24 protein-coding genes and 1 riboswitch are annotated in these 23,816 nt (G+C 75.8%); of the genes, 18 read left to right on the forward strand and 6 right to left on the reverse strand.

Annotated elements, in window-relative coordinates:
* Positions 1-202: 202 nt before the first annotated feature.
* The 8 genes from MHY85_RS12465 (at position 203) to MHY85_RS12500 (ending at position 6,661) form a co-directional block, all read left to right on the forward strand.
* Positions 203-814, forward strand: a complete 612-nt coding sequence (locus MHY85_RS12465; protein WP_239196748.1) for a CheB methylesterase domain-containing protein — start codon at positions 203-205, stop codon at positions 812-814.
* On the forward strand, positions 811-1,821 hold the full coding sequence (locus MHY85_RS12470) for a protein-glutamate O-methyltransferase CheR (RefSeq protein WP_239196750.1): 1,011 nt from the start codon (positions 811-813) through the stop codon (positions 1,819-1,821). The genes MHY85_RS12465 and MHY85_RS12470 overlap by 4 nt, the downstream gene beginning before the upstream one ends.
* Entirely contained in the window at positions 1,818-2,201 is a 384-nt protein-coding gene (locus MHY85_RS12475; RefSeq protein WP_239196752.1) for a response regulator, read from the forward strand. Before MHY85_RS12470 ends, MHY85_RS12475 begins: the two co-directional genes overlap by 4 nt.
* Complete coding sequence (locus MHY85_RS12480) at positions 2,198-2,653, forward strand: chemotaxis protein CheX (protein ID WP_239196754.1); 456 nt, start codon at positions 2,198-2,200, stop codon at positions 2,651-2,653. Before MHY85_RS12475 ends, MHY85_RS12480 begins: the two co-directional genes overlap by 4 nt.
* 67 nt (positions 2,654-2,720) lie before the next feature.
* Positions 2,721-3,083: a response regulator gene (locus tag MHY85_RS12485; protein WP_147797104.1), complete on the forward strand. Its 363-nt coding sequence runs from the start codon at positions 2,721-2,723 to the stop codon at positions 3,081-3,083.
* Complete coding sequence (locus MHY85_RS12490) at positions 3,080-3,568, forward strand: hypothetical protein (RefSeq protein WP_239196756.1); 489 nt, start codon at positions 3,080-3,082, stop codon at positions 3,566-3,568. Before MHY85_RS12485 ends, MHY85_RS12490 begins: the two co-directional genes overlap by 4 nt.
* A 121-nt stretch (positions 3,569-3,689) precedes the next feature.
* Complete coding sequence (locus tag MHY85_RS12495; protein ID WP_239196758.1) at positions 3,690-5,174, forward strand: NCS2 family permease; 1,485 nt, start codon at positions 3,690-3,692, stop codon at positions 5,172-5,174.
* Between the two features lie 161 nt (positions 5,175-5,335).
* Positions 5,336-6,661 carry a UDP-glucose/GDP-mannose dehydrogenase family protein gene (locus tag MHY85_RS12500; RefSeq protein WP_239196760.1) on the forward strand — a complete coding sequence of 442 codons (1,326 nt, stop codon included), beginning with the start codon at positions 5,336-5,338 and terminating at the stop codon, positions 6,659-6,661.
* Between the two features lie 105 nt (positions 6,662-6,766).
* Here the strand turns inward: MHY85_RS12500 and MHY85_RS21905 are convergent, their stop codons facing one another.
* Positions 6,767-7,486 (reverse strand): endonuclease domain-containing protein, encoded by a 720-nt coding sequence (locus MHY85_RS21905; protein ID WP_239196762.1) that lies wholly within the window; start codon positions 7,484-7,486, stop codon positions 6,767-6,769.
* A gap of 392 nt (positions 7,487-7,878) precedes the next feature.
* Between MHY85_RS21905 and MHY85_RS12510 the strand changes: the two genes are divergently transcribed.
* The 4 genes from MHY85_RS12510 to MHY85_RS12525 all read left to right on the forward strand — a co-directional run bounded on the left by MHY85_RS12510 (position 7,879) and on the right by MHY85_RS12525 (position 12,585).
* Complete coding sequence (locus MHY85_RS12510) at positions 7,879-8,307, forward strand: MarR family winged helix-turn-helix transcriptional regulator (protein ID WP_239196764.1); 429 nt, start codon at positions 7,879-7,881, stop codon at positions 8,305-8,307.
* Positions 8,308-8,317: 10 nt separating this feature from the next.
* The gene (locus MHY85_RS12515; RefSeq protein ID WP_239196766.1) at positions 8,318-9,640 is read left to right on the forward strand and encodes an MFS transporter; all 1,323 of its coding nucleotides are present in this window, start codon (positions 8,318-8,320) and stop codon (positions 9,638-9,640) included.
* Between the two features lie 108 nt (positions 9,641-9,748).
* Complete coding sequence (locus tag MHY85_RS12520) at positions 9,749-11,530, forward strand: DUF4012 domain-containing protein (protein ID WP_239196768.1); 1,782 nt, start codon at positions 9,749-9,751, stop codon at positions 11,528-11,530.
* 275 nt (positions 11,531-11,805) lie between these two features.
* Positions 11,806-12,585, forward strand: coding sequence for an LPXTG cell wall anchor domain-containing protein (locus MHY85_RS12525; protein WP_239196770.1), 780 nt, complete (start codon positions 11,806-11,808; stop codon positions 12,583-12,585).
* 51 nt (positions 12,586-12,636) lie between these two features.
* On the opposite strand, the gene serC is transcribed toward MHY85_RS12525, so the two are convergent.
* Complete coding sequence (serC, locus tag MHY85_RS12530; RefSeq protein WP_239196772.1) at positions 12,637-13,776, reverse strand: phosphoserine transaminase; 1,140 nt, start codon at positions 13,774-13,776, stop codon at positions 12,637-12,639.
* Positions 13,777-13,864: 88 nt separating this feature from the next.
* Here serC and MHY85_RS12535 point away from each other — a divergent pair, with 88 nt between their 5' ends.
* The 4 genes from MHY85_RS12535 (at position 13,865) to MHY85_RS12550 (ending at position 17,557) form a co-directional block, all read left to right on the forward strand.
* Positions 13,865-14,563, forward strand: a complete 699-nt coding sequence (locus MHY85_RS12535) for a metal-dependent transcriptional regulator (protein ID WP_239196774.1) — start codon at positions 13,865-13,867, stop codon at positions 14,561-14,563.
* Between the two features lie 188 nt (positions 14,564-14,751).
* Positions 14,752-14,954: riboswitch (cyclic di-AMP (ydaO/yuaA leader) on the forward strand.
* Between the two features lie 2 nt (positions 14,955-14,956).
* Complete coding sequence (locus tag MHY85_RS12540; RefSeq protein ID WP_239196776.1) at positions 14,957-15,739, forward strand: C40 family peptidase; 783 nt, start codon at positions 14,957-14,959, stop codon at positions 15,737-15,739.
* A gap of 209 nt (positions 15,740-15,948) precedes the next feature.
* Entirely contained in the window at positions 15,949-16,458 is a 510-nt protein-coding gene (locus tag MHY85_RS12545; RefSeq protein WP_239196778.1) for an HNH endonuclease, read from the forward strand.
* Between the two features lie 127 nt (positions 16,459-16,585).
* Positions 16,586-17,557: a universal stress protein gene (locus tag MHY85_RS12550; protein WP_239196780.1), complete on the forward strand. Its 972-nt coding sequence runs from the start codon at positions 16,586-16,588 to the stop codon at positions 17,555-17,557.
* Between the two features lie 3 nt (positions 17,558-17,560).
* Here the strand turns inward: MHY85_RS12550 and MHY85_RS12555 are convergent, their stop codons facing one another.
* Positions 17,561-18,037: an Lrp/AsnC family transcriptional regulator gene (locus tag MHY85_RS12555; RefSeq protein ID WP_147795577.1), complete on the reverse strand. Its 477-nt coding sequence runs from the start codon at positions 18,035-18,037 to the stop codon at positions 17,561-17,563.
* 240 nt (positions 18,038-18,277) lie between these two features.
* Between MHY85_RS12555 and MHY85_RS12560 the strand changes: the two genes are divergently transcribed.
* Positions 18,278-19,555, forward strand: coding sequence for a CAP domain-containing protein (locus MHY85_RS12560; protein WP_239196782.1), 1,278 nt, complete (start codon positions 18,278-18,280; stop codon positions 19,553-19,555).
* A gap of 40 nt (positions 19,556-19,595) precedes the next feature.
* Here the strand turns inward: MHY85_RS12560 and rocD are convergent, their stop codons facing one another.
* From rocD to MHY85_RS12575, 3 genes are all read right to left on the reverse strand, one after another.
* Positions 19,596-20,861: an ornithine--oxo-acid transaminase gene (gene rocD, locus MHY85_RS12565; protein WP_239196784.1), complete on the reverse strand. Its 1,266-nt coding sequence runs from the start codon at positions 20,859-20,861 to the stop codon at positions 19,596-19,598.
* 59 nt (positions 20,862-20,920) lie between these two features.
* Entirely contained in the window at positions 20,921-21,751 is an 831-nt protein-coding gene (gene ddaH / locus MHY85_RS12570) for a dimethylargininase (protein WP_239196786.1), read from the reverse strand.
* Between the two features lie 143 nt (positions 21,752-21,894).
* On the reverse strand, positions 21,895-22,434 hold the full coding sequence (locus tag MHY85_RS12575; protein ID WP_239196788.1) for a hypothetical protein: 540 nt from the start codon (positions 22,432-22,434) through the stop codon (positions 21,895-21,897).
* A 192-nt stretch (positions 22,435-22,626) separates the two neighbouring features.
* Here MHY85_RS12575 and MHY85_RS12580 point away from each other — a divergent pair, with 192 nt between their 5' ends.
* Positions 22,627-23,619, forward strand: coding sequence for an aldo/keto reductase (locus MHY85_RS12580; protein WP_239196790.1), 993 nt, complete (start codon positions 22,627-22,629; stop codon positions 23,617-23,619).
* Positions 23,620-23,816: the final 197 nt, after the last annotated feature.

Below are 23,816 nucleotides of genomic sequence, written 5' to 3' on the forward strand. Positions count from 1 at the left end.
CCCCCCCCCCCCCCCCGCCCCCCCCCCCCCCCGGCGGGGGCCGGGGCCGGCCCCCCCGCCCGGCGCCGGGGCCGGGGCGGCGCCCGCCGGGGCCCCCGCGCCCCGCACCCGCGCGGGTGCGGCCGCGGCGCCGGCCCCGGTCGCCTCCTCGGCGAACGCCCGCCGCCCGGTCGTCACCCGCCCGGCGCCCGCCCCGCACCCGGTGAGCGCCGTCATCATCGGCTCCTCCACCGGCGGCCCCGAGGCGCTGTCCAAGGTGATCGGCGCGCTGTCGGCCCCGCCGCCGGTGCCGGTGCTCGTCGTGCAGCACATGCCGCCGGTGTTCACCCGGCAGCTCGCGGCCCGCCTGGACCGGCTCGGCCCGGCCACGGTCGTGGAGGCCGCCGACGGCGACGCGCTCCAGCCGGGCACCGTCTACATCGCCCCGGGCGACCACCACCTCGAGCTCAGCCGGTCCGCCGGGCAGCTGCGGGTCAGGCTGACCGACGGCCCGCCGGTGAACTTCTGCCGCCCCGCCGTCGACGTCCTGTTCCGGTCCGCGGTGCGCGAGCTCGGCGGGCAGCTGCTCGCCCTCGTGCTCACCGGCATGGGCGCGGACGGCCGCACCGGCTGCGAGGACGTCGTCGGGGCCGGCGGCACCGTCGTGGTGCAGGACGAGCCCACCAGCGTCGTGTGGGGGATGCCCGGGGCGGTCGCCACCGCCGGGTTCGCCCACCGCGTGCTCCCCCTGGGCGAGGTCGCCCCCACCCTCGAGTCCGTGCTGGCCCGCGCCGGCGCCGGACGTCCCGCAGCCCCGATCGGAGGTCGGCCGTGAGTCTGACCCAGGACACGTTCGCCTTCGTCGCCGACGTCGTGCGGCGGCGCAGCGCCATCCAGCTGGAGGCCGGCAAGGAGTACCTCGTGGAGAGCCGGCTGCTGCCGCTCGCCCGCGAGGGCGGCCACGCCGGCGTCGACGCCTACGTCCGCGAGGTGCGGTCCGGGCGCCGGGAGTCCGACCTCGCCGACATCGTCGAGGCGCTCACCACCAACGAGACGTCCTGGTTCCGGGACAACACCCCGTTCAGCGCGCTCCGGACGCACATCGTCCCCGGTCTGCGCGCCGAACGGGCCGTGCTGGACGGCCTCAAGGTCTGGTCGGCCGCCTGCTCCACCGGGCAGGAGCCGTACTCGATCGCCATGACCCTCACCGACGTGCTCGGCCCGGGCGCGCGGTTCAGCATCACCGCCACCGACCTGTCCGAGCAGGTGCTCGCGCAGGCCCGGTCCGGCCGGTACTCGCAGCTCGAGGTCAACCGCGGCCTGCCCGCCCCCATGATGGTCCGCTGGTTCCAGCGCAACGGGCACGACTGGCAGATCGCCGACGAGCTGCGCCGCAGCATCACGTTCGCCAAGCACAACCTGCTCGACCTGCCGCCCGCCGGCCCGTTCGACATCGTGTTCCTGCGCAACGTGCTCATCTACTTCGACCTCGAGACCAAGCGCTCGATCCTCGGCCGGGTGCACCGCGCCCTGCGCCCGGGCGGGTACCTCGTCCTCGGCGCCGCCGAGACCACGATCGGGGTCGACGGGGACTGGGAGCGGGTGCCCGTCGAGCGCGGGTCGGTGTACCGGCCGGTGCACGCCGGCGCCGTCCCGTCCCCGCGCCCCGCGCCCGGCACCCTCACCGGCGCCACCCCGGCCGTCCCGGCCGCCGCGCCCCGCGTGCCCGTCGCCGGGGCCCCCACGTCCACCTGGCCGGTCCAGCCGCGACCGGCCGCCACCCTGCCCACCGCGCCGCGGCGCCCCGCCGGACCGGCATTCGAACAAGGAGTGACGCGATGAGAGCACTGGTCATCGACGACTCGCGGACGATGCGGCGCATCGTCGCGGGCGCCCTGGAGAACCTGGGGTTCAGCACCGTCCAGGCCGGTGACGGGCAGCAGGCGCTGGACCTGCTCGAGTCGGGGGAGGAGGTCGACCTCGCCTGCATCGACTGGAACATGCCGGTGATGGACGGCCTCACCTTCGTCACCAAGGTCCGCGCCAACCCGGCGTGGCGCGGCATCACGCTGATGATGGTCACCACCGAGAGCGAGCACGGCCAGATCGTGCGCGCGCTCGCGGCGGGCGCCCACGAGTACCTGATCAAGCCGTTCACCACCGATGCCATCCGCGACAAGCTCGACCTGCTCGGGCTCGTCCCCGCCGAGGAGCCCGTATGACCGCCGCCGCCGTCGAGCAGGACCAGGTGTTCGCGATCGCCGAGGAGGTGTTCGCGGCGATGATCGACGGGGAGCCCGGCTACCTCCGCCCCTGGGAGGGCGAGGTGCCCGCCCCCGCCGAGCCGCTGGCCGCCTGGGTGGACGTGCACGGCGAGCTCGCCGGGCGCGCCGCCGTCGCCACCGACGTCGCGACCGCCCACGAGCTGACCCGCGCCCTGCTCGGCATGGGCGCCGGTGAGCCGGTCGGCCCCGAGGACCTGGTCGACGCGTTCGGGGAGGTCGCCAACGTCGTCGGCGGCAACATCAAGGCGCTGCTGCCGAGCCAGGGCACCCTCGGGCTGCCCCAGGTCGAGTCGGACCTCCCCGCGGCCCCGGCAGGGTCGCTCACCCACGAGCTGCGCCTCGACTGGCGCGGCCGCCCCCTCGTCGTCGTGGTCTCGCTGTTCCAGTGAGCCCCGGCACCACCCAGACCCCCGCGTCCACCGTCGCGGGACCCGCCACCGAAGGGAAGTGACGAGCATGATCCGCGTGCTCATCGCCGACGACAGCCGGGTGATGCGGCAGATCGTGATCCGCACGCTGCGCCAGGCCGGCTACGACTGGGACGTCCGCGAGGCGTCCGACGGCCAGGAGGCCCTCGAGGCCGTGCGGGCCGACGAGCCCGACGTCATCCTGTCCGACTGGAACATGCCGAACCTGACCGGCATCGACCTGCTGCGCGCCCTGCGCGCCGAGGGGTTCGGCACCCCGCTCGGGTTCGTGACCTCCGAGGGCTCGGAGGAGATGCGCACGACGGCCGAGGAGGCCGGTGCGCTGTTCCTCATCGCCAAGCCGTTCACCGCGGACACGTTCCGCGAGGCGATCGACCCGGTGCTGGCATGAGCGACGCGACGCCGCTGCCCGCCGCCATGGAGGTGCGGGAGCACTGGGAGGGCCTCGTCGGGCGGGACATCACCGTCACGACCGGCGGCCCGATGGTCGACCCGGTCCTGAACGGCGGGGCCCTGGTCGGCGTCTACGTCGACAAGCTCATGAAGCTGTCCGCGCTCGTGCTGTTCGACCTGCCGCTCGCCGCCCACCTGGGCGCGTCGATCGCGCTCGTCCCGGCCCGCACCGCGCAGACCGCCGTCGAGGAGGAGCAGCTGCCGGTGGCGCTCGCCGAGAACGCCGGCGAGATCCTCAACGTCACCGCCGCGCTGTTCAACGTCGGCGACGCCCCGCACCTGAAGCTCGACAAGTGGTACGCCCCGCGCGAGCCGCTGCCGGCCGACGTGGCGCAGTGGGTGCTGGCGTACGTGCGCCGGCTCGACCTGGAGGTCGAGGTGTCCGGCTACGGCAAGGGCACGGCGTCGGTGCTGGTCATCTGAGGCGTCCCGCCGCGTCGCGGCCCGGGTCCGGCGACGGGCCCGGGCCGCGCGTGTTTCGGGCCGGTGAACGCTGCCCGGACACCCGCGACCGGACCCTCACCCGTCCGCCATACTTCCCCCCATGTCCACCACCTCCTCGCGGGCGACCGCTCCGGCGTCCGCCGCGCCGAAGAACGCGGTCGACCGGTTCTTCAAGATCTCCGAGCGCGGGTCGACCATCGGCACCGAGATCCGTGGCGGCCTCGTCACCTTCTTCACGATGAGCTACATCATCGTGCTGAACCCGCTGATCCTCGGGACCGTCCAGGACGGCTCCGGGAACTTCCTCGGCGGCGGGTCCGAGCCGAACATCCCGATGATCGCCGCGACCACCGCCCTGGTCGCCGGCGTCATGTCGATCCTCATGGGCCTCGTCGCCAACTTCCCGCTGGCGCTCGCGGCGGGCCTCGGCCTGAACGCCGTCGTCGCCTACTCGATCGCCTCGCTGCCCGACATGACCTGGGCCGACGCGATGGGCATCGTGGTGCTCGAGGGCCTGATCATCCTCGTGCTGGTGCTCACCGGGTTCCGGGAGGCGGTGTTCCGCGCCGTCCCGATGGAGCTCAAGACCGCCATCAGCGTCGGCATCGGCCTGTTCATCGCGTTCATCGGCCTGTTCGACGCCGGCTTCGTGCGCATCCCGTTCAGCCAGGCGACGCCCGTCGAGCTCGGCATCGGCGGCTCGCTGGGCTCCTGGCCGCTGCTGGTGTTCGTCGTCGGCCTGTTCCTCGCGATCATCCTGATGGCCCGCAAGGTGCACGGCGCGATCCTCATCGCCATCGCCACGTCGACCGTGCTCGCGATCGTCGTGGAGGCCGTCGGCAACCTCGGCGAGCGCTCCGCGGACAACCCCGACGGCTGGTCGCTGGCCGTCCCGGCCGTGCCGGACTCGGTCGTCGCCGCGCCGGACTTCTCGCTGCTGGGCCAGTTCTCGCTGTTCGGCTCGATCGAGAAGATCGGGGTCGTCGCGGTGATCCTGCTGGTGTTCTCGGTGATGATCGCCGACTTCTTCGACACGATGGGCACGATGGTCGCCGTCGGCGGCGAGGCGGGCCTGCTCGACAAGGAGGGCAACCCGCCCCGCACCCGGCAGATCCTGGTCGTCGACTCGATCGCCGCGGCCGCGGGCGGCGCCGCCTCGGTGTCGTCGAACACCTCGTACGTCGAGTCCGCCGCGGGCGTCGGCGACGGCGCGCGCACCGGCCTCGCGTCGGTCACCACCGGCGTCGCGTTCCTGCTCGCGACCTTCCTCGCGCCGCTGGTCGGCATGGTGCCGTTCGAGGCGGCCACCCCGGCGCTGGTCGTCGTCGGCTTCCTCATGGTGATGCAGGTGTCGGGCATCGACTGGAAGAACTTCGAGGTCGCCGTGCCGGCGTTCCTCACGATCGTGCTCATGCCGTTCTCGTACTCGATCACGGTCGGCATCGGCGCGGGCGTCATCTCGTTCGTGGTGCTGAAGCTGGCGCTCGGCAAGGTCCGCAAGGTGCACCCGCTGATGTGGGTGGCCGCGGCGCTGTTCGTCGTCTACTTCCTCATCGGCCCGATCAAGTCCTGGCTGGGCGTCTGACCGGCACCCGCACGACCCGCGACCACGCCCGCCCGGACCGCGCGTCCGGGCGGGCGTGGTCGTCCGCCGGCGCTGCACCGGGTGCTCGGCCGGGCCCGGTGGGGGGCGATCGGCCACGGTAGGTTCGTGCGGGTCCACCCGCCATCGCCGAAGGGTCCCTCATGCACGTCTCCGTCATCGGCTGCGGCTACCTGGGCGCGGTGCACGCCGCGAGCATGGCGAAGCTCGGGCACACCGTCGTCGGGGTCGACGTCGACGCGGCCAAGGTCGAGCTGCTCGCCGCCGGCAAGGCCCCGTTCTACGAGCCCGGCCTCCCCGAGCTGCTGAGCGAGGTCGGCGGCGAGGGGCGGCTCACGTTCGCGACGGACATGGCGTCCGTCGACGGCGCGGCCGTGCACTTCCTGTGCGTCGGCACCCCGCAGAAGCACGGCGAGTTCCGGGCGGACCTGACCTACGTCGAGGACGCGTTCGCCGCGCTGCTCCCGCACCTGCGCCCCGGGGACCTGGTCGTCGGCAAGTCGACGGTGCCCGTGGGGACGGCCGAGGCGCTGGCCGAGCGGCTCGCGGGCACCGGCGCAACCCTCGTGTGGAACCCGGAGTTCCTGCGCGAGGGCTTCGCCGTGAAGGACACGCTGCACCCCGACCGCCTGGTCTACGGGCTGCCGACCGACGACGACGGCGTCCCGACGGCCGAGGGTGACCGCGCCCGCGGGATCCTCGACGAGGTCTACGCCGCTCCGCTCGCCGAGCACACCCCGCTGGTGATCACGGACTACGCGACCGCGCAGCTCGTGAAGGTCGCGGCGAACAGCTTCCTGGCGACCAAGATCTCGTTCATCAACGCGATGGCCGAGCTGTGCGAGGCGACCGGCGCCGACGTCACCCGGCTCGCCGACGCCATCGGCTACGACGACCGGATCGGGCGGCGGTTCCTCAACGCGGGGCTCGGGTTCGGCGGCGGCTGCCTGCCCAAGGACATCCGGGCGTTCATGGCGCGGGCGGGCGAGCTCGGGGTCGACCAGGCGCTGTCCTTCCTCCGGGAGGTCGACGCGATCAACATGCGCCGCCGGGTGCGGATGGTGGACCTGGCCCGCGAGGTGTGCGGCGGGTCGATCGTCGGCCGGCGGATCGCGGTGCTGGGCGCGGCGTTCAAGCCGGACTCGGACGACATCCGGGACTCGCCGGCGCTCTCGGTGGCCGCGCAGATGCAGCTGCAGGGCGCGCAGGTCGTGGTGACCGACCCGCAGGCCGTCGAGAACGCGCGGCGGGCGTGGCCGGGCCTGGCGTTCGCCGCGACGGCGGAGGAGGCGGTCGCGGGCGCCGACGTCGTGCTCCTCGCGACCGAGTGGCAGGAGTACCGCGCGCTGGACCCGGAGCGTCTGGGAGGCCTCGTCGCCCGCCGCGCGGTCCTCGACGGCCGCAACGTCCTGGACCCGCGCGCGTGGCGCGCCGCGGGCTGGACCTACCGCGCCCTGGGCCGCCCCTGACGCGCGGCGCGCCTGCCGCGCACCGCCGCGCAGTCCCGCCGAGATGGCAACTCTCGGCTGTACGACCGTGCCCGCGCGCAGCCGAGAGTTGCCATCTCGGCGCGGTCACCGGCGCAGGGCCCTGCGGACCCACGCGACCGCGCGATCCGGGTGGTGGAGGACGTCGTCGGCGGTGCAGCTGATGACCCGCCAGCCCAGGGACTCCAGGTCTGCACGGCGCGTCCGGTCGCGCTGCCAGGTGCGTCGGTCGGTGCGGTGGACGTCGCCGTCGTACTCGACCGCCACCCGGTCGTCCTCGTAGGAGAGGTCGGGCATGGCGACCACGCGCCCGTCGGCGTCACGGACCAGCGCGTTGACCGCCGGGCAGGGGAGCCCGGCATCGGTCAGGTTCCAGCGCAGGCGCGTCTCCATGCACGAGTCGGTGCCGGGCCGGGAGTGTGCGAGCGCCTCCCGGAGCCGCCGCACGCCTCGGGCCCCCGCCGGCAGAGCCGCGACGGCCCGGGCCAGGTGGTCGGGCCGGCAGAGCGGGCCTTGGCGTCTCATCAGCGCGTCCGCCGCGACGACCAGCTCGCGCGGGGTCACCGCCGTCGCGAGCTGGAGCCACGCCACCTCGGGCAGCAGGACCCGGACCCCGAGCGGCAGGCGGAGGTAGGGGACCTGCGGCGTCGCACGCCGGTGGCCGACAAGTCCTCTGCGGCGGGGCAGCGACCGCCCTGGGCCCACCTGGACGTGCAGGTCCCCCGACGGGTCGACGCCGTGTGGGAGGTCGGCTCCCAGCAGGGCCAGCGCGGTGACGTGGCAGAAGAGCGCGTCGGGTGGGAGCACCGGGGCGAACTCCTGGCAGCGCGTCAGCACGTCGTCCCCGGCAGGCGCGGGTCCGAGGGCGCGGACGGAGGGTGTGGGTACCCGGAGGCCCGCACGCCGCAGGGCGTCCGACGGCGATCCCGCGGCGAGCCCTTCGGCGACGGTGAACGGACCGCGACGGAGCGCCGACGGCAGCGGACGATCGAGTCGGGGCATGCCCCCACGCTGCCCGTGCTGGCCCCCGGCCGCACCACTCCACGCCCGGCCCTGTGGACAACCCCGGGCCCGAGCGCGCCGAGATGGCAACTCTCGGCTGGGCTCCCGCGCCTGCGCACAGCCGAGAGTTGCCATCTCGGCGGACGGGCAGGGAGCGCGGGTTTGGTTCGCGAAGGTAATGACTTAGGGTAAGGAACATGATCGAGGTGGGTGCGGGTGAGCTGGCCGGGGAGCTGCGGGTGGCGCTCGCGAAGAGCACGCGGCGCATCCGCTCGCGGCGCGGGAGCGCCGACCTGCCCGACCCGCAGTTCAACGTGCTCGCGATCCTGCTGCGCGAGGGGCCGCTGTCGCCCGGCGCCCTCGCCGACGCCGAGCACGTGCAGCCGCCGTCCATGACGCGCACCGTCAACGCGCTGGTGGAGCTCGGCTTCGTGCAGAAGTCCGAGCACCCGACCGACGGGCGGCAGGTCGTGGTCAGCCTGACCGCGGCGGGGGAGGCCGAGGTCCGCGAGACCCGCCGCCGCCGCGACGCGTGGCTCGCCGCCCAGCTCGACACCCTGACCGAGGACGAACGCCGGACCCTGGCGCAGGCCGCCGTGCTGCTGCGCCGGATCGCGGCAGGATGAGGCCGCCCGCATGAACTCGACGTTCGCGTCGCTCCGCTACGTCAACTACCGGCTGTGGTTCGCCGGCGCCCTCGTCGCGAACGTCGGCACCTGGATGCAGCGCGTCGCCCAGGACTGGCTGGTCCTGACCGACCTGTCCGACGACTCCGGCCTGGCGGTCGGCATCACCACGGCGCTGCAGTTCGCGCCGACGCTCCTGCTGTCCGCGTGGGCCGGCGTGCTCGCCGACCGGGTCAACCGCCGCAAGCTGCTGATGTTCACCCAGGGTGCCCAGGGCGTCCTGGCGTTCGGGCTGGGCGCGCTCGTGCTGTCCGGGCACGCGCAGCTGTGGCAGGTGTACCTGTTCGCGCTGGCGCTCGGTGCCGTCGCGGCCCTGGACCAGCCGGTGCGGCAGACGTTCGTCGCGGAGCTCGTGCCCGCCGGCAAGCTGTCCAACGCGGTCGGCCTGAACAGCACGTCGTTCAACGCCGCGCGGCTGATCGGCCCGGGCCTCGCCGGCCTGCTGATCGCCGCGGTCGGCACCGGCTGGGTGTTCGTCATCAACGGGGTGTCGTTCGCGGCGACGATCCTCGCGCTGGTGCTCATGCGGACCGACGAGCTGCACCCGATGCCGGTCGCCCCGCGCGCGAAGGGGCAGATCCGGGAGGGCGTCCGGTACGTCCGCGGGCGCAGCGACATCCTCGTGATCATGGCGGTGATCGGCGTGGTGTCGACGTTCGGCCTGAACTTCCAGATGACCAGCGCGCTCATGGCGCGGGCGGAGTTCGGCAAGGGCGCGGGGGAGTACGGCGTCCTCGGGTCGGTGCTGGCGATCGGGTCGCTCGCGGGGGCGCTGCTGGCGGCGCGGCGCGAGCGGCCCCGGGTGCGGCTGGTGATCGGCGCGGCGTTCGGGTTCGGGATCGCGACGGGCGTGCAGGCGCTGATGCCGACCTACACGTCCTACGCGGTGGCGTGCATCCCGGTGGGCCTGGCGTCGCTGACGATGATGACCGCGGCGAACACGACCATCCAGATGTCGACCGACCCCGCGGTGCGTGGCCGGGTGATGTCGCTCTACATGATCGTCATGCTCGGGGCGACGCCCGTCGGGTCGCCGATCGTCGGCTGGATCGGCGAGCAGTTCGGCCCGCGGTGGTCGATCGGCATCGGCTCGATCACGGCGCTGATCATCTCGGTCGCGGCGGCGCTGTGGGCGCGCAAGCACTGGCACGTGCAGGTGCGCTACCGGCTGCTCAGCCGCCCGCACCTCGAGGTGCTGCACCCCGCGGTGCCGGAACCGCGCCGGGCGGTCGACCAGGTGGCGGCGCGCGAGGCGGCGGACGCGGCGCTGTAGCGCCCGCCCCCGGGGCCGCCGCGCCCGGGCCCGCCGTGCCCGGCCGGCGAGCGGGTGAACCCGCGCCCGCCCCCTTGCCCGATTTGTCCCATATGTGACGATCGACGGATGGCGGTCCGACGGCGGGTCCTCATCGCGGTGGCGGTGCTGCTCGCCGCCGCGCTCCTGCTCGGCGGCTGGCTCGCGTTCCGCGTGTACCGGGCCGGCACCGCCCTGCAGGACCTGCAGGCCACGGCAGACGGCGCCCGCGCGGAGGCCGGCGCGCTCGACGTGCCGGCGCTCGAGGCCCGGCTCCCGGGCGCCCAGGACGCCGCCGCCCGGGCCGCCGACGCGGTGGACGACCCGGTGTGGCGGCTCGCGGAGCACCTGCCGCTGGTCGGTGACGACCTCCGCGCCGTGGCCGTCGTCGCGACCGCTGCCGACCGGCTGGCCCACGACGCCGCGCCCGACCTGCTGACCGCGCTGGGCACCGTCGTCGCCCCGGGGGAGCGGTCCTCCCGGGCCGTCCCGGACGGCTGGGTGGACCTGGCCCCGGTCGCCGACGCCGCCCCGGCCGCCGCGCGCGCGGCCGTGGCGGTCGACGGCCTGCGCGCCGACCTCGCGACCCTCGACCCGGACCGGCTCGTGGGCCCCGTCGCCGGCCCGGTGGCACAGCTGCAGCACGCGCTCGACGGGGCGTCCTCCTCCCTGTCGGCGCTCGGCGAGGTCGCCGCCGTGCTGCCCGACCTGCTGGGCGCGGACGGCCCGCGCACCTACCTGCTGCTGTCGCTCAACCCCGCCGAGCTGCGCGCGCAGGGCGGCATCGTCGGCGCGGTCGCGGTGCTCCAGGTCGCCGACGGCGCGGTCGGGCTGGTCGGTCAGCGCAGCACGGTCGACCTGCCGGAGCTCGCCGCCCCCGCCCTGCCGCTGTCCGACGCCGAGGCCGCGCTGTACGGCGACCGTCCCGGGCGCTGGGTGCAGGACTCCGTGCTCGTGCCCGACTTCCCGCGCGCCGCCGCGCTGGCCGCGGCGTTCTGGCAGCAGTCGACGGGCCAGGCGGTGGACGGCGTGCTGGCGACCGACCCGGTGGTGGTGGCCGACCTGCTGTCCGCCACCGGTCGCACCGTGCAGGCCGACGGCGCGGAGCTGGGCGGGGACACCCTGCTGCGCGCCCTGCTGCGGGACGCCTACCTGGCGTACGGCGACCCGCGGTGGGGCGACGCCTTCTACGCCCAGGTGGCGACGGCGGCGTTCGCGGTGCTGCGGGACGCGGCCGCGGACCCGGCGGCGGCGCGGGTCGCCGGGGAGGCGCTGCTCGGCGCGGTGGGCGAGCGCCGGGTCGCCCTGTGGTCGGCCGACCCGGCGGAGCAGGCCGTGCTCGCGCGCACCCCGCTCGGGAGCGCGTTCCTCTCCGGCGACGCCGTGACGCCCGCGGGCCGGGCGGGCGGTGCGGTCGGGGTGTTCCTCGACGACGCCACGGCGGGCAAGCTCGACTTCGACCTCGCGGCGACCGTGTCGGTCACGATGCAGGGCTGCGGCACCGCCGACGCGTCGGCGCGGGTGGACCTCCGCCTCGACTACCGGCCGCCGGCGGACGTCGCCGGGTACCCGGCCCAGGTGCTGGGCGACGGGCGGTCCGGGGTGCCGGCGGGCTGGCTCGCGACCAACGTGTCGTTCTGGTCGGCGCGCGACGGGCGGGTGGGACCGGTGTCCAGAGACGGCGCCGTGGTCGGCGGGCAGCAGGCCTCCGCCGCGCGGCGCGACGTGGCGGTGCTGACCTCCCGGCTCGCGCCGGGGGCGGGGGAGACGTATAGCGTGACCGTCCCGGCGCCGGGCGGGGCGCTGACCGTGTGGACCACCCCGACGCTCACCGGTCCCGGGAGCGTCACGGGGGAGTGCCCCGCCGGCTGACGCGAGCGGGGGATCCCCCGTCGGCGTGATTTCACCCTGAGCCCGCACCCGCGGCGCGCGGCGGCGTGCGGACGCCCCCGCGCAGGTCAGGTGGGCCACCCGGCCGTCGCGGCGCCGGTGACCCCGCGACATCCGCATGATGACGCGGGAGTTTCGCCCCTCGCAGCCCGCGCGCCGCTCCAGGAACCGTGCCTAACATGACCGAAATGTCCGATTTGTACGAATCGGACTCCAGCTCGGCGACGACGCCGGGCGCCCGGTCCTTGGGGGAGCACATGGCACACCGGCGACGCATCCTGATCGGGCTGGTCGCGACGGCGGCGGCCGTCCTCGCCCCGGTCGCCCCGGCGTTCGCGGCGCCCGCGGCCCCGGCGGCGGTCTCGGCCCCCGCGGCGGTCCCGGCCCCCGTGGTCGCGATCGGCGACTGCGAGAACCCGAGCCCGACCGACACCCCGGCCGACGGCTACGCCCCGCCGACGCGGTGCGAGCTCGGGGTCGCCCGCGCGGAGGCGATCTGCCTCGCCGCGGCGCCCGCGCTGTCGTACGCGGTCGAGCCCGTCGGCACCTCGAGCACCACCCTGACGATCACCTGGCACAACCCCGGTGGTGCCGACCTGGTGCAGTCCGGGCTGCCGCTGAGCGGGCAGGTCTACTGGCCCGGGACCGTGGTGGTGGACGGCGTGGTGACGGACTGGCCGGGCTGGACGCAGCTGCCCGACGGCTCGTGGACCGAGCACGACGCCTACGACTACACCCGGCCGGAGGTCGAGGTGACCTTCGAGGTCAACCCGAGCGCGACCACGGTGGTGTCCTACCCGCCGGCGTCCGCGGTGTGCGCGAACCCGCCGCAGTCGCAGGTCGCCGGCGTGGTCGTCACGTCCGAGGTGCTCGCGGCCCCGGACGCCGCCGCGCCGGAGGACGTCCGGGCGGCGTCGGCGGTGCTCGCGGTCACCGGCGCGGACTCGACCCCGCTGCTGGTGGGCGCCGGGCTGATGCTGCTGGCCGGCGGGCTGCTCGTCGCGATCCCGCTGCGTCGCCGGCACCGCGCGGGCTGAGCCGGTCGTGGCGGGGCGCCGGGCCGGCACCGGCCCGGCGCCCCGCGCCGCTCAGACCAGCCGGTCGACCACGTGGTCGAGGCACGCGGTGAGGGCGAGCACGTCGTCCGGCTCGACCGCCGGGAACATCGCGACCCGCAGCTGGTTCCGCCCGAGCTTCCGGTACGGCTCGACGTCGACGACGCCGTGCGCCCGGAGGATCTTCGCCACCGTCGGCGCCTCGATCTCCGGCGCCAGGTCGATGGTGCCCACGACCGGCGACCGCTGCTCCGGGTCGGCGACGAACGGCGACGCCCAGTCGCGCGCCTCCGCCCAGCCGTAGAGGTGGCCGGCCGACGTCGCGGTCCGCTCGGCGCACCACGCCAGGCCGCCGTTGGCGAGCATCCAGTCGACCTGCTCGGCCAGCATGACGAGCGTCGCGATCGCCGGGGTGTTGAGCGTCTGGTCCGCGCGGGAGTTCTGCACCGCCGTCGTGAGCGACAGGAACTCCGGGACCCAGCGGCCGGACGACTCGACGCGGGCGGCGCGCTCGACCGCGGCGGGGGACAGCACGGCGAGCCACAGCCCGCCGTCGGAGGCGAACGACTTCTGCGGCGCGAAGTAGTAGGCGTCGGTCTGGGACACGTCGACCGCGAGGCCGCCCGCGCCGGAGGTGGCGTCGACGAGCACCAGCGCGCCCTGGTCCGCCGAGCCGGGCACCCGGCGGACCGGGGCGACGGCGCCGGTCGAGGTCTCGTTGTGCGGCCACGCGTAGGCGTCGACGCCGTCGGCGAGCGCCGGCACCGCCGAGGTCCCGGGGGCGACCGAGGTCAGCACCGGCTCGTCGAGGAACGGCGCCCGCGCCGCGGCGGCGGCGAACTTCGACCCGAACTCCCCGAACACGGCGTGCGCGGACCGGCGCTCGACCAGGCAGAGCGTCGCCAGGTCCCAGAAGGCCGTCGACCCGCCGTTGCCGAGCGCGACCTCGTACCCCTCGGGCAGGGAGAACAGCTCGCCGAGCCCGGCGCGCACCCGGCCGACGAGGTGCTTCACCGGCGGCTGGCGGTGCGAGGTGCCCAGCAGGGTGCGCCCGGCGGCGGACAGCGCCCGGACCTGCGCGGCGCGCACCTTGGCGGGCCCGGACCCGAACCGCCCGTCGGCGGGCAGCAGGTGCTCCGGGATGGTCACGGCGGGCGGCGTGGTCGCGGTCACGAGCCGCACGATACCCAGGCGCGTCCGCGCGCGGCCGGAGCCGACTAGCCTGTGGACGGACGTCCGCGCACGACAGGAGGGCACCGGCGTGAGTGACCTGATCGACACGACCGAGATGTATCTGAAGACGATCTACGAGCTCACCGAGGAGGGCATCACCCCGCTGCGCGCCCGCATCGCCGAGCGCCTGGGGCACAGCGGCCCGACGGTGTCGCAGACCGTCGCCCGGATGGAGCGCGACGGGCTCCTGGTCGTGTCCGGCGACCGCCACCTCGAGCTGACCGAGGTGGGCCAGGGCAAGGCGATGCGCGTCATGCGCAAGCACCGCCTGGCCGAGCGGCTGCTGACCGACGTGATCGGGCTCGACTGGGAGTACGTGCACGAGGAGGCGTGCCGCTGGGAGCACGTCATGAGCGAGCGCGTCGAGCGGCGCCTGGCCGGGCTGCTCGACCACCCGCACTTCGACCCGTACGGGAACCCGATCCCGGGCCTCGACGAGATCGGCGAGGAGCGCACCCCCGTCGGGTTCCTCGACGGCGTCGCCCCGGTGGTCGCGGTGGTGGTCGAGGCCGGTGGCTCGACCAAGGGGGTCGTGGCCCGGCTCGGCGAGCCGATCCAGACCGACGTCGAGCTGCTCGCGCGGCTGTCCCAGGCCGGCGTGCGGCCCGGCAACGAGATCGCGGTGGAGAAGAACGGCAACACGGTCACCGTCGGCGCCCCGGGCGCGGAGACCGTCCTGGACCTGCCGCAGGAGGTCGCGCGGCACGTCTTCCTCCGCACCTCCTGACCGACGTCCCCGAGGGCCCCGCGGGCTGTGGCGCACGCCACGCGCGGGGCCCTCGTGCGTCGGTGACCTGCTGGGCGATGTGAGCGTTCTCGCGGCCGGGGAAACAGTCCGTGACCGGAACGTGACAATCGGCTCGGGGGTCGGGTACGGTCGGTCCTGCTCGTCGGAACCCTCCTCCGCACGAGCCCTTGGACGGTACGCCGAGCCCTGCCGCCGACCGAGGTTCCGTACACACTTCGCCGGCAGGGGCGGGGGAACCACATGCGGGCACCGGAGACGGTGTCCTTGGGGTGAAGCCGCGTGACGCGACCGGGTGACCGGGAGCGGATCGCGGCCGGGTATCTCCGACCCGAACCCGACAGCTCACCTCGTAGGCGCCAGGAGAGGCTGTACGTGACCGCTAGTGCTGTGCGCGCTCGACACCGTTCCGCGCGTCGCCCCGTCACCCCCCTGACCGACTTCGCCACCGCCGCCACGGGCACCCTCGCCCAGGCCGGTCGCCGCACCGCCGTCGTCGCGGCCACCACGGGGCTCATGGTCTCCGCGGTCGCCGTCCCGGCCGCCAGCGCCGCGACCGCCTCCGGCGACCAGGCCGCGCTGCCGTCGGTGGACACCGCCGCCCTGACGGCCTCGGCGAAGACGGTCCTCGAGACCGCGCCGGTCGTCACGGCCCCCGCGGACGCCGCGTGGTCGTTCGAGACGCCCGCCGTCACGGCCGTCGTCCCGGAGCCCGAGCCCGAGCCGGAGCCGGTGCGCACCACCACCTCCCGGTCCGCGCAGCGCGCCACGGTGGAGACCGCCGCCGCGACCGAGGTCGCCGCCGCCGCGGTGCCGCAGTCGGTCGCCGGCAACGCCGTGCTCGAGGTCGCCGCCCGCTACGTGGGCGTCCCCTACGTCTCCGGCGGCACCACCCCGGACGGCTTCGACTGCTCCGGCTTCGTGTCCTACGTCTACGCGCAGCTCGGCATCTCCCTGCCGCGCACGTCGTCCGCGATCAAGGCGGCCGGCACCGTGATCTCCGCGTCCGAGGCCCAGCCCGGCGACCTGATCTGGAGCCCCGGCCACATCTCGATCTACGCCGGCGGCGACCAGCAGATCGACTCGCCCCGCCCCGGCAAGACGATCCAGTTCCGCAGCATCTGGCAGAGCAACCCGACGTTCATCCGCATCGGCTGAACCGCCCCGCAGCTCTCCCGACCCGACCCCCACGGCCCGCGCGGCCGTGGGGGTCGCGTCGTCCCCGGGGGTCGCGCGGCGCGCCGGGGGCGTGACGTGCGACACAAACGATGGGGTCTCTCCGGCCAGGTGCGCGTACCCTGCTCTTGCTTGCCTCCCCCAGCGGGCCCGCCAGCCAGGCGGGTCCCCGAGGACCCAGGAGTGACGCCGTGCTGCTGCTGCCCGCCCCGCCCAGGACGCTGCTCCTGAACGCCAGCCTCGAGCCCCTCTGCGTCGTCGCGCTGCCACGCGCGGTGACCCTCGTGATGTCCGGCAAGGCCACCGTGCTCGAGTCCGACGGCCGCGTGCTGCACTCCGAGCACGTCGCGGTGCCGCTCCCGGTCGTCCTCTCGCTCACCCGGTACGTGCACGTGCCGATGCGCCGCCCCCTGCCGCCGACCCGCCGGACGGTCCTGCAGCGCGACGACCACCGGTGCGCCTACTGCGGCTCGCACGCCGACACGGTGGACCACGTGCACCCGCGCTCGCGCGGCGGGCGGCACGAGTGGGGCAACGTCGTCGCGGCGTGCCGCCGGTGCAACCACCGCAAGGCCGACCACCTCCTCCATGAGATCGGCTGGGAGCTGCGCTGGACGCCGTCCGCCCCCCGGGGCGCGACGGCGTTCCTGCGCGGGGCGGCGGTCGACGAGCCGGCCTGGTCGCCGTACCTCGCCGCCTGACCGCCGCGCCCGCCACGCGCTCCGGTCCAAGACTTCGTCAAGCCCGCGCCACGCCGGACCCCACGGCGGGTGCGGAACGGGCATGATCGGGGGCACACTGGGAGGTGCACCGGAGGAGGTCGTGGCGATGAAGCGGGACGCAGAGATCCTGGTCGGCGTGGACGGGTCGGCGGCGAGCATGCACGCCCTCGACTGGGCCGCGGCGGAGGCACGGACGCGGGGCCGGACGCTGCACGTCGTGTGCTCGTACACGCTGCCGTCGTTCACGGCGGCCTCCCTGGACGGCGGGTACGCCGCCCTCGACGACACCGCGATCCAGCAGGGCGCCCGCGCCGTGCTGGACGAGGCGCGCCAGCGCGCGCAGGGCGCGGGGCTCGAGGTCGTCACGACCGTCGCGACCGGCGACGCCGCGGCGGTCCTCGTGGAGATGTCCCGGGACGCCTCGGTCGCGGTCGTCGGCACCCGCGGCAAGGGCGGGTTCGCGGACCGGCTGCTCGGCACCGTGTCGTCCACGCTGCCCGCGCACGCCTACTGCCCGACCGTCGTCGTCCCGCTGCGCGACCAGCGGCGCGGCGGCGTGGTCCCGACCGACGAGTCCACCCCCGTCGTGCGCCCGGTGCGCCGGATGATCGTCGGCGTCGACGGCAGCCCCCAGGCCGACCTGGCGCTGCGCCACGCGATCGAGGAGGCGGAGGCCTGGGGCGCCGAGCTCACCGCGGTCGCCGGCGTGCCCGTCGGCAGCGGGTCCGGGGTCATGGCGTGGCTGCCCGCGACGATCGACCAGACCCAGGTGCTCGCCGACGTCACGGAGGGGCTGAACGTGGTCGTGGACCGCGCGATCGCCGACCGGCCGGGGCTGACGGTGAAGCGGGTGGTCCTCGACGGCACGGGCGCCGAGCTGCTGACCGAGTTCTCGACGGCGACCGACCTGATCGTCGTGGGGTCGCGCGGCCGCGGCGGGTTCGCGGGGCTGCTCCTCGGCTCGACCAGCCAGGCGGTGCTGCACCACGCGGCCTGCCCGGTCATGGTCGTGACGAACCGGTGCCAGGACCGGGTGGGGGCCGCGGGCGGCGGGTCGGCGGAGTCCGCCGCGGGCTGACCGTCAGGCCGGGGGCGGCGGCACGTCCGGGCGGCGGACGAGCGCCGACAGCACGATGGTCGACCGGGTGCGCGCGACGAACGGCTCGGCCGCCAGGCGCTCGACCACCTGCTCGAGGTGCCGCATGTCCCGGGCCCGCACCTGGACGACCAGGTCCACGTCGCCGGTGACCGTGCTCGCCGCGACGACCTCGGGGTAGCGCTCGACGCCCGCACGCATCGTCGCGGGGCTCGTCGAGCCGTGGCAGAACAGCTCGATGAAGGCCTCGGTCTCCCAGCCGAGCGCGGCCGGGTCGAGCAGCACGGTGAACCCGCGGACGACGCCGCGCTCGCGCAGCCGGTCCACGCGGCGCTTCACCGCGGGCGCGGACAGCGCGACCACGTGGCCGATGTCCGCGTAGGACGCGCGCGCGTCGACGGCGAGCTCGCGGAGGATCGCCTCGTCGATGGGGTCGAGGTCGCCGGGACGGGTCGGGGGCACGGGGCCATCCTCGCGCACGCCCGGGGGCGGGCCGGTCGTGCTCGGTCGAGTGGAAGGTCCTGCCGGACACGCCCCGGGCGTGTCCGGCAGGACCGTCCACTCGCGGGGGCGGAGGGGACGCGGCGACCTGGGGGTTCGCGGGCGCGCGGGTGAACCCTGGGGCCGGGCGTTCAGCGCGCTGCCCGCGGGGTCGATGGGTGCGGTGACAGGGGGCAGCGACCGCACGAGGAGGGACCAGTCATGCCGGTGACCGGCGGACACCCGACGGACCCCACGTCGGAGGGCACCACGGCGCCGGTCGGCCCGGACCTCCTCGCCGCGGCAGCCGCGCCGCACGACGCGGACCGCCGGCCCACGGCCGCGCCCGGGACGATCCCGACGCAGCGGGCGCGGGGCACCGGCCCGTCGGCCGGGTCGGTCGCCGCGCCGTCGGTCGCCTCGCCGGTCGACGCGCCCGCTGCGCCGTCGGTCGCTGCGCCCGCCGCGGCCTCCGCCCTCGACGCACCCGCGCGCCCCGCGCTCCGCCCCCGCGCCGCGCGCCCCCGCGCCGTCCGCCGTCGCGCCGTCGCCACCACCGTCCTGTGCGCCGCGCTGGTCGGCGCCGTCGCCGCGGGGGTCGTCGTCCAGCTGCGCGCCGACGCCCGCGCCGCCGCGTGGGCCCACGCGCAGGAGCGGGTCGCCGCCGCGTACGCCGCGCAGCGCGCCGACGAGGCGTTCGTCGCCGACGCCCGCGCCGCGCGGGCCGCCGCCCGGTACGACGCGCTGGTGGCCGACGCGGTCCGGGACGCCTCCACCGTCGTGACCGCCGCGCGCGCCGCGGCCGACGCCTCCCCGCACGCCGGTGACGTCCCGCTCGCCGCCCTGCGCGCCGCCGCCGACGCCGCCCAGCGGGCCGCGGAGGGCGCCGGGTCCGGGACGAGCCCGGCGACCGTGGCGGCCGCCGTCGCCTCGGTCGCCGCCCCGCAGCGGGCCGCCGTCGACGCCGAGGCCGCGTGGCAGGCCGCCGAGGCGGCGCGGATCGCCGCCGAGCGCGCCGCGGCCGAGCGCGCCGCCGCGGAGGCCGCCCAGCGGGCCGCCGCCCAGCGGGCCGCGACGCCGCGCCCGTCCACCGGCGGCCGGTCCGCGCGCGCGGCTGCCCCCGCGACCTCCGGCGGCGGCGCGTCCGCCCCCGCCGCGGCTGCTGCCTGGGCCCCCGGCGTCGCGTCCTACGGCGTCGGCGGACTCGGTGCGGCGCTGAACGCCGCCCGGGCCGAGAACGGCCTGCCGGCGCTGTCGGTGTCCGCCTCGTCGTCGCTGGCGGACCACGCCGCCGCGATGGCCGCCGCGGGCAGCATCTGGCACTCGGGGAACGACCACATCGTCGGCTGGGTGCAGCCGGTCAGCGACGGCCAGATGATCGCCGCCTACATGAACTCGCCGGCCCACCGCGCGTGGATCCTCAAGGCGGACAGGTCCGCGGTGTCGATCGGCGCCGTGACGATCAACGGCCGGCTCTACACGGCCATGCGGTTCTCCTGAGGGCCGTCGCGCGCGCCGCGGGTCCGGCCCGCGGCGCGCGTCAGCGCAGCGCCTGCGTCAGCCGGTCGAGCGCCAGGTCCAGGTCGTCGGCCTCGACCACGAGCGGCGGCGCGAGCCGGATCGTCGACCCGTGGGTGTCCTTCGCCAGCACGCCCAGCCGCAGCAGCCGCTCGCACAGCTCGCGCCCCGTCATCCGCGCCGGGTCGACGTCGAGGCCGGCCCACAGGCCCACGCCGCGGCTGCCGACGAGCAGGCCGGTGTCGACCAGCGTCGCCAGCCGCTCGTGCAGGTGCGCGCCGAGGGTGCGGGCCCGCTCCTGGAACGTCCCGGGGCGCAGCAGGTCGACCACCGCGATCCCGACGGCGCACGCGAGCGGGTTGCCGCCGAACGTCGACCCGTGGGTGCCGGGGGTCAGCACGCCGAGCACGTCCGGCCGGCCCACCACGGCGGACACCGGCAGCACCCCGCCGCCGAGCGCCTTGCCGAGCGTCACCAGGTCCGCGCGCACGCCCCACAGCTCCAGGGCGAACGTCGTGCCGGTGCGGCCGAGCCCCGACTGGATCTCGTCGGCGATCAGCAGCACGTCCGCCTCGTCGCAGATCGACCGCACGGCCGGCCAGTACCCGGCGGGCGGCACGACGACGCCCTGCTCGCCCTGGATCGGCTCCAGCAGCACGGCGACCGTCGTCTCGTCGACCGCGTCCCGCAGCGCGTCGGCGTCCCCGAACGGCACCACCCGGAACCCGGGGGTGTGCGGGGCGAAGCCGTCGCGTGCCTCCGGGTCCGTGGAGAAGGACACGATGGTGGTCGTCCGGCCGTGGAAGTTGCCGGCGGCCACGACGATCGTCGCGCGCTCGGGGGCCACGCCGCGGACGTCGTAGCCCCACTTCCGCGCGGCCTTGATGGCGGTCTCGACGGCCTCGGCGCCGGTGTTCATCGGCAGCACCATCGGCTGCGGCCCCTCGGCCGCGGCACCCGCGCCCGCGACCCCCGCACCCGCGACCACCGGCCGCGCGAGGTCGGACAGCGCCTCGGCGAAGGGGTGGAGCAGGTCGTGGTCGAACGCCCGGGACGACAGGGTCAGCCGGTCGAGCTGGGCCTTCGCCGCCCCGATGAGCGCCGGGTGCCGGTGCCCGAAGTTCAGCGCCGAGTAGCCCGCGAGCATGTCGAGGTACGTGCGGCCCTCGGCGTCCCGGACCCAGGCGCCCTCACCCGTCGTGAGCGTGACGGGCAGCGGGTGGTAGTTGGGGGCGAGCGGGCCGGCGGCGGCGGCCTCGGCGTCCCGGCTCGGGATCGTGGCGGTCATGGGGGTCACCTTCCGGGCCGGGGGGGTGCCGGCCGGGACGCGCCCGGCCGGCCGAGGGGTCAGCGGGCGGGGCGGATCTCCAGCGTGCAGCACTTCGCGCCGCCGCCGCCCTTGAGGAGCTCGCTCGTGTCGACCGGGATCGGCCGGAAGCCGCGGTCGGTCAGCTGGGCGGCGAGGTCGGTCGCGCCGGGCGCGACGACGACGTTCAGCCCGTCGCTCACCGCGTTCAGCCCGAGGCACGCGGCGTCCGACCCGGAGGCGATGACGGCGTCGGGGTAGCGCCGCTCGAGCTCGGCGCGCGAGGCGTCCGAGAAGGCCGGCGGGTAGTACGCGATCTGCTCGCGGCCGGCGGTCGAGTCGAGCACGGCCAGCGCGGTGTCGAGGTGGTAGTAGTGCGCGTCGACCAGCTCGAGCGTCACGACCTCGCGGCCGGTGACCCGGGCGAGCTCGTCGTGCGACGCGCGGTCGGTGCGGAAGCCGGTGCCGGCCAGCAGGACGTCCCCGACGCCGAGGATGTCGCCCTCGCCCTCGTTGACCTGCTCGGCGGTGTGGGTGACGTAGCCGTGGTCGGCGAACCACTTCTCGTACGCCGGGCCCTCGGGCTGGCGCTCCGGGTAGCGGAACTTCGCGGAGTACACGAGGCCGTCGACGACGGTCGCGCCGTTGGCGGCGTAGACCATGTCCGGCAGGCCGGGGATCGGGTCGATCGTCTCGACCGTGTGGCCGAGGGACTCGAAGGTGTCCTTGAGCACCGTCCACTGCTGCACCGCGAGGCCCGCGTCCGTGTACCGCGTCGAGTCCATCCACGGGTTGATCTCGTAGGAGACCGTGTAGAAGGTCGGCTCGCACATCAGGTAGTGGCGGCGGGTCTGCTGCGGGGTCGCGGGCATGGTGCTCCTCGAGGTGTCCGGTGAACGACTGGACGTCGGGCCGCCTCGTCGGGGCGCGTCCGGGCAAGCCTACGATCCACCTGCCCGGAGCATCATGGCGCGACGTTGCGCCCACGCCACCGATTCGTTGCGCGAATCAGGCCTCAGGCGGCGGTTCGTTGCGTGCCGGCCGCCGCCTCGCGCGCCGCGCGGTCCAGGACCAGCCGCAGCATCCCGTCGACCAGCAGCGCGCCGAGCCACCGCGTCGCGGCCGGCGGGAGCCCGCGCAGGTGGACCGACTCGCTCCAGGTGACCCGGGCCGACGCGCCGGCCGCCGCGACCTCGATCCGTGCCGTGCCGAGCAGCACCGGTCCGAGCTTCTGGAACACCGCGACGCCGGGGACGGCCCCGAGCGGGCGCTCGTAGCGGTCGATCCGCATCCGGTCGACGAGGCCCGGCCCGCCGCGGCGTGCGGTCGGCCCGGTCACCGCCCGGATCTCGTCCCCGACCTCGGGCGACGTCCGTCCCGTCGGGCGCGGGCCCGCGGCCCGCGGGGACGGCCGGTTCAGGTCGACGCGGGTCAGCGGGACCCAGCGGGTGTGGTGCCGGGCGTCGGCCACGAGGTCCCAGGCGCGCTCGGCGTCCAGGGGCAGCACCCGGGACACGCGCGCCCACGGCGTGCGGTCCCGGTCTCGCGTGATCATCGTCGCCCTCGTCCCCGTCGGTCCGTCGCTCGCGGGGCGCGGGGCCGCTCGCCCCGCGTCGACCCCGGGCGCGTCCCCCCATCCTCCCCTCTGGGATCGTCACCCGTCGCTCACCACCGCGGTCCGCCGGAGCCGGCTGGGTGCAGGCACCCAGGCGCGCCCGGGTGAAAGGGCCGGGGTACCCTCGGGGCCGTGCAGACGAGGACGCTGGGCAGGACGGGACGGGACGTCGGGGTCGTGGGGCTGGGCTGCTGGCAGCTCGGCGCCGACTGGGGCGAGGTGGCCGAGGACGACGCGCTCGCGGTGCTGGCCGCGGCGGCCGACGCGGGGGTGACGTTCTTCGACACCGCCGACGTCTACGGCGACGGCCGCAGCGAGTCGCTGATCGGGCGGTTCCTGCGCGAGCGGCCCGCCGACGCCGCGCGGATCACGGTCGCCACCAAGATGGGCCGGCGCGCGGACCCGCACGTCGCCGAGGCGTACACGCTCGACGCGTTCCGCGCCTGGACCGACCGGTCCCGGGCGAACCTCGGCGTCGACACCCTCGACCTCGTCCAGCTGCACTGCCCGCCGAGCGTCGTGCTCGACCGCGACGCGACCTACGACGCCCTGGACACCCTGGTCGACGAGGGCCGGGTCGCCGCCTACGGCGTCTCCGTCGAGACCGTCGACGAGGCGCTCGCGGCGATCGCCCGCCCGCACGTCGCGACGATCCAGATCATCCTCAACGCGTTCCGCCGCAAGCCGCTCGAGCGCGTCCTGCCCGCGGCCGCGGACGCCGGCGTCGGCATCATCGCGCGCGTGCCGCTCGCGTCCGGCCTGCTGTCGGGGAAGTACGACGAGCACACCGAGTTCGCCGCGACGGACCACCGGTCGTTCAACCGGCACGGCGAGGCCTTCGACGTCGGCGAGACGTTCTCCGGCGTGCCGTTCGAGGTCGGCGTCGCCGCGGCCCGCGAGGTCGCGGCGCTGACCCCGGCGGGTGCCACGACGGCCCAGCTCGCGCTGCGGTGGATCGTCGACCAGCCGGGCGTCTCGACCGTCATCCCCGGCGCGCGCAACGCGGAGCAGGCCCGCGGCAACGCCGACGCCGCCCTGATCCCCGCGCTCGACGAGTTCACCCTGGACCGGTTCCGCGCGATCTACGACGAGCGCATCCGCCCCCACGTCCACGACCGCTGGTGACCCGCTGACCCGCGCCGCGCGCTGACGCGCGCCGCGCGCTGACGCGCGCTGCGCGCTGACCCGCGCTGCGCGCTCCTGCCCGCCCCGCCCCCGCGTCGCCCGTTCGCCGAGATGGCAGCTCTCGGCTGTGCGCGGGACCCCCGCGCCAGCCGAGAGTTGCCATCTCGGCGGGGCGTTGGTGCGCGCGGGCGCGGGGG

Origin of the sequence: Cellulomonas sp. ACRRI (assembly GCF_022346185.1) — a bacterium.
GTDB lineage: Bacteria > Actinomycetota > Actinomycetes > Actinomycetales > Cellulomonadaceae > Cellulomonas.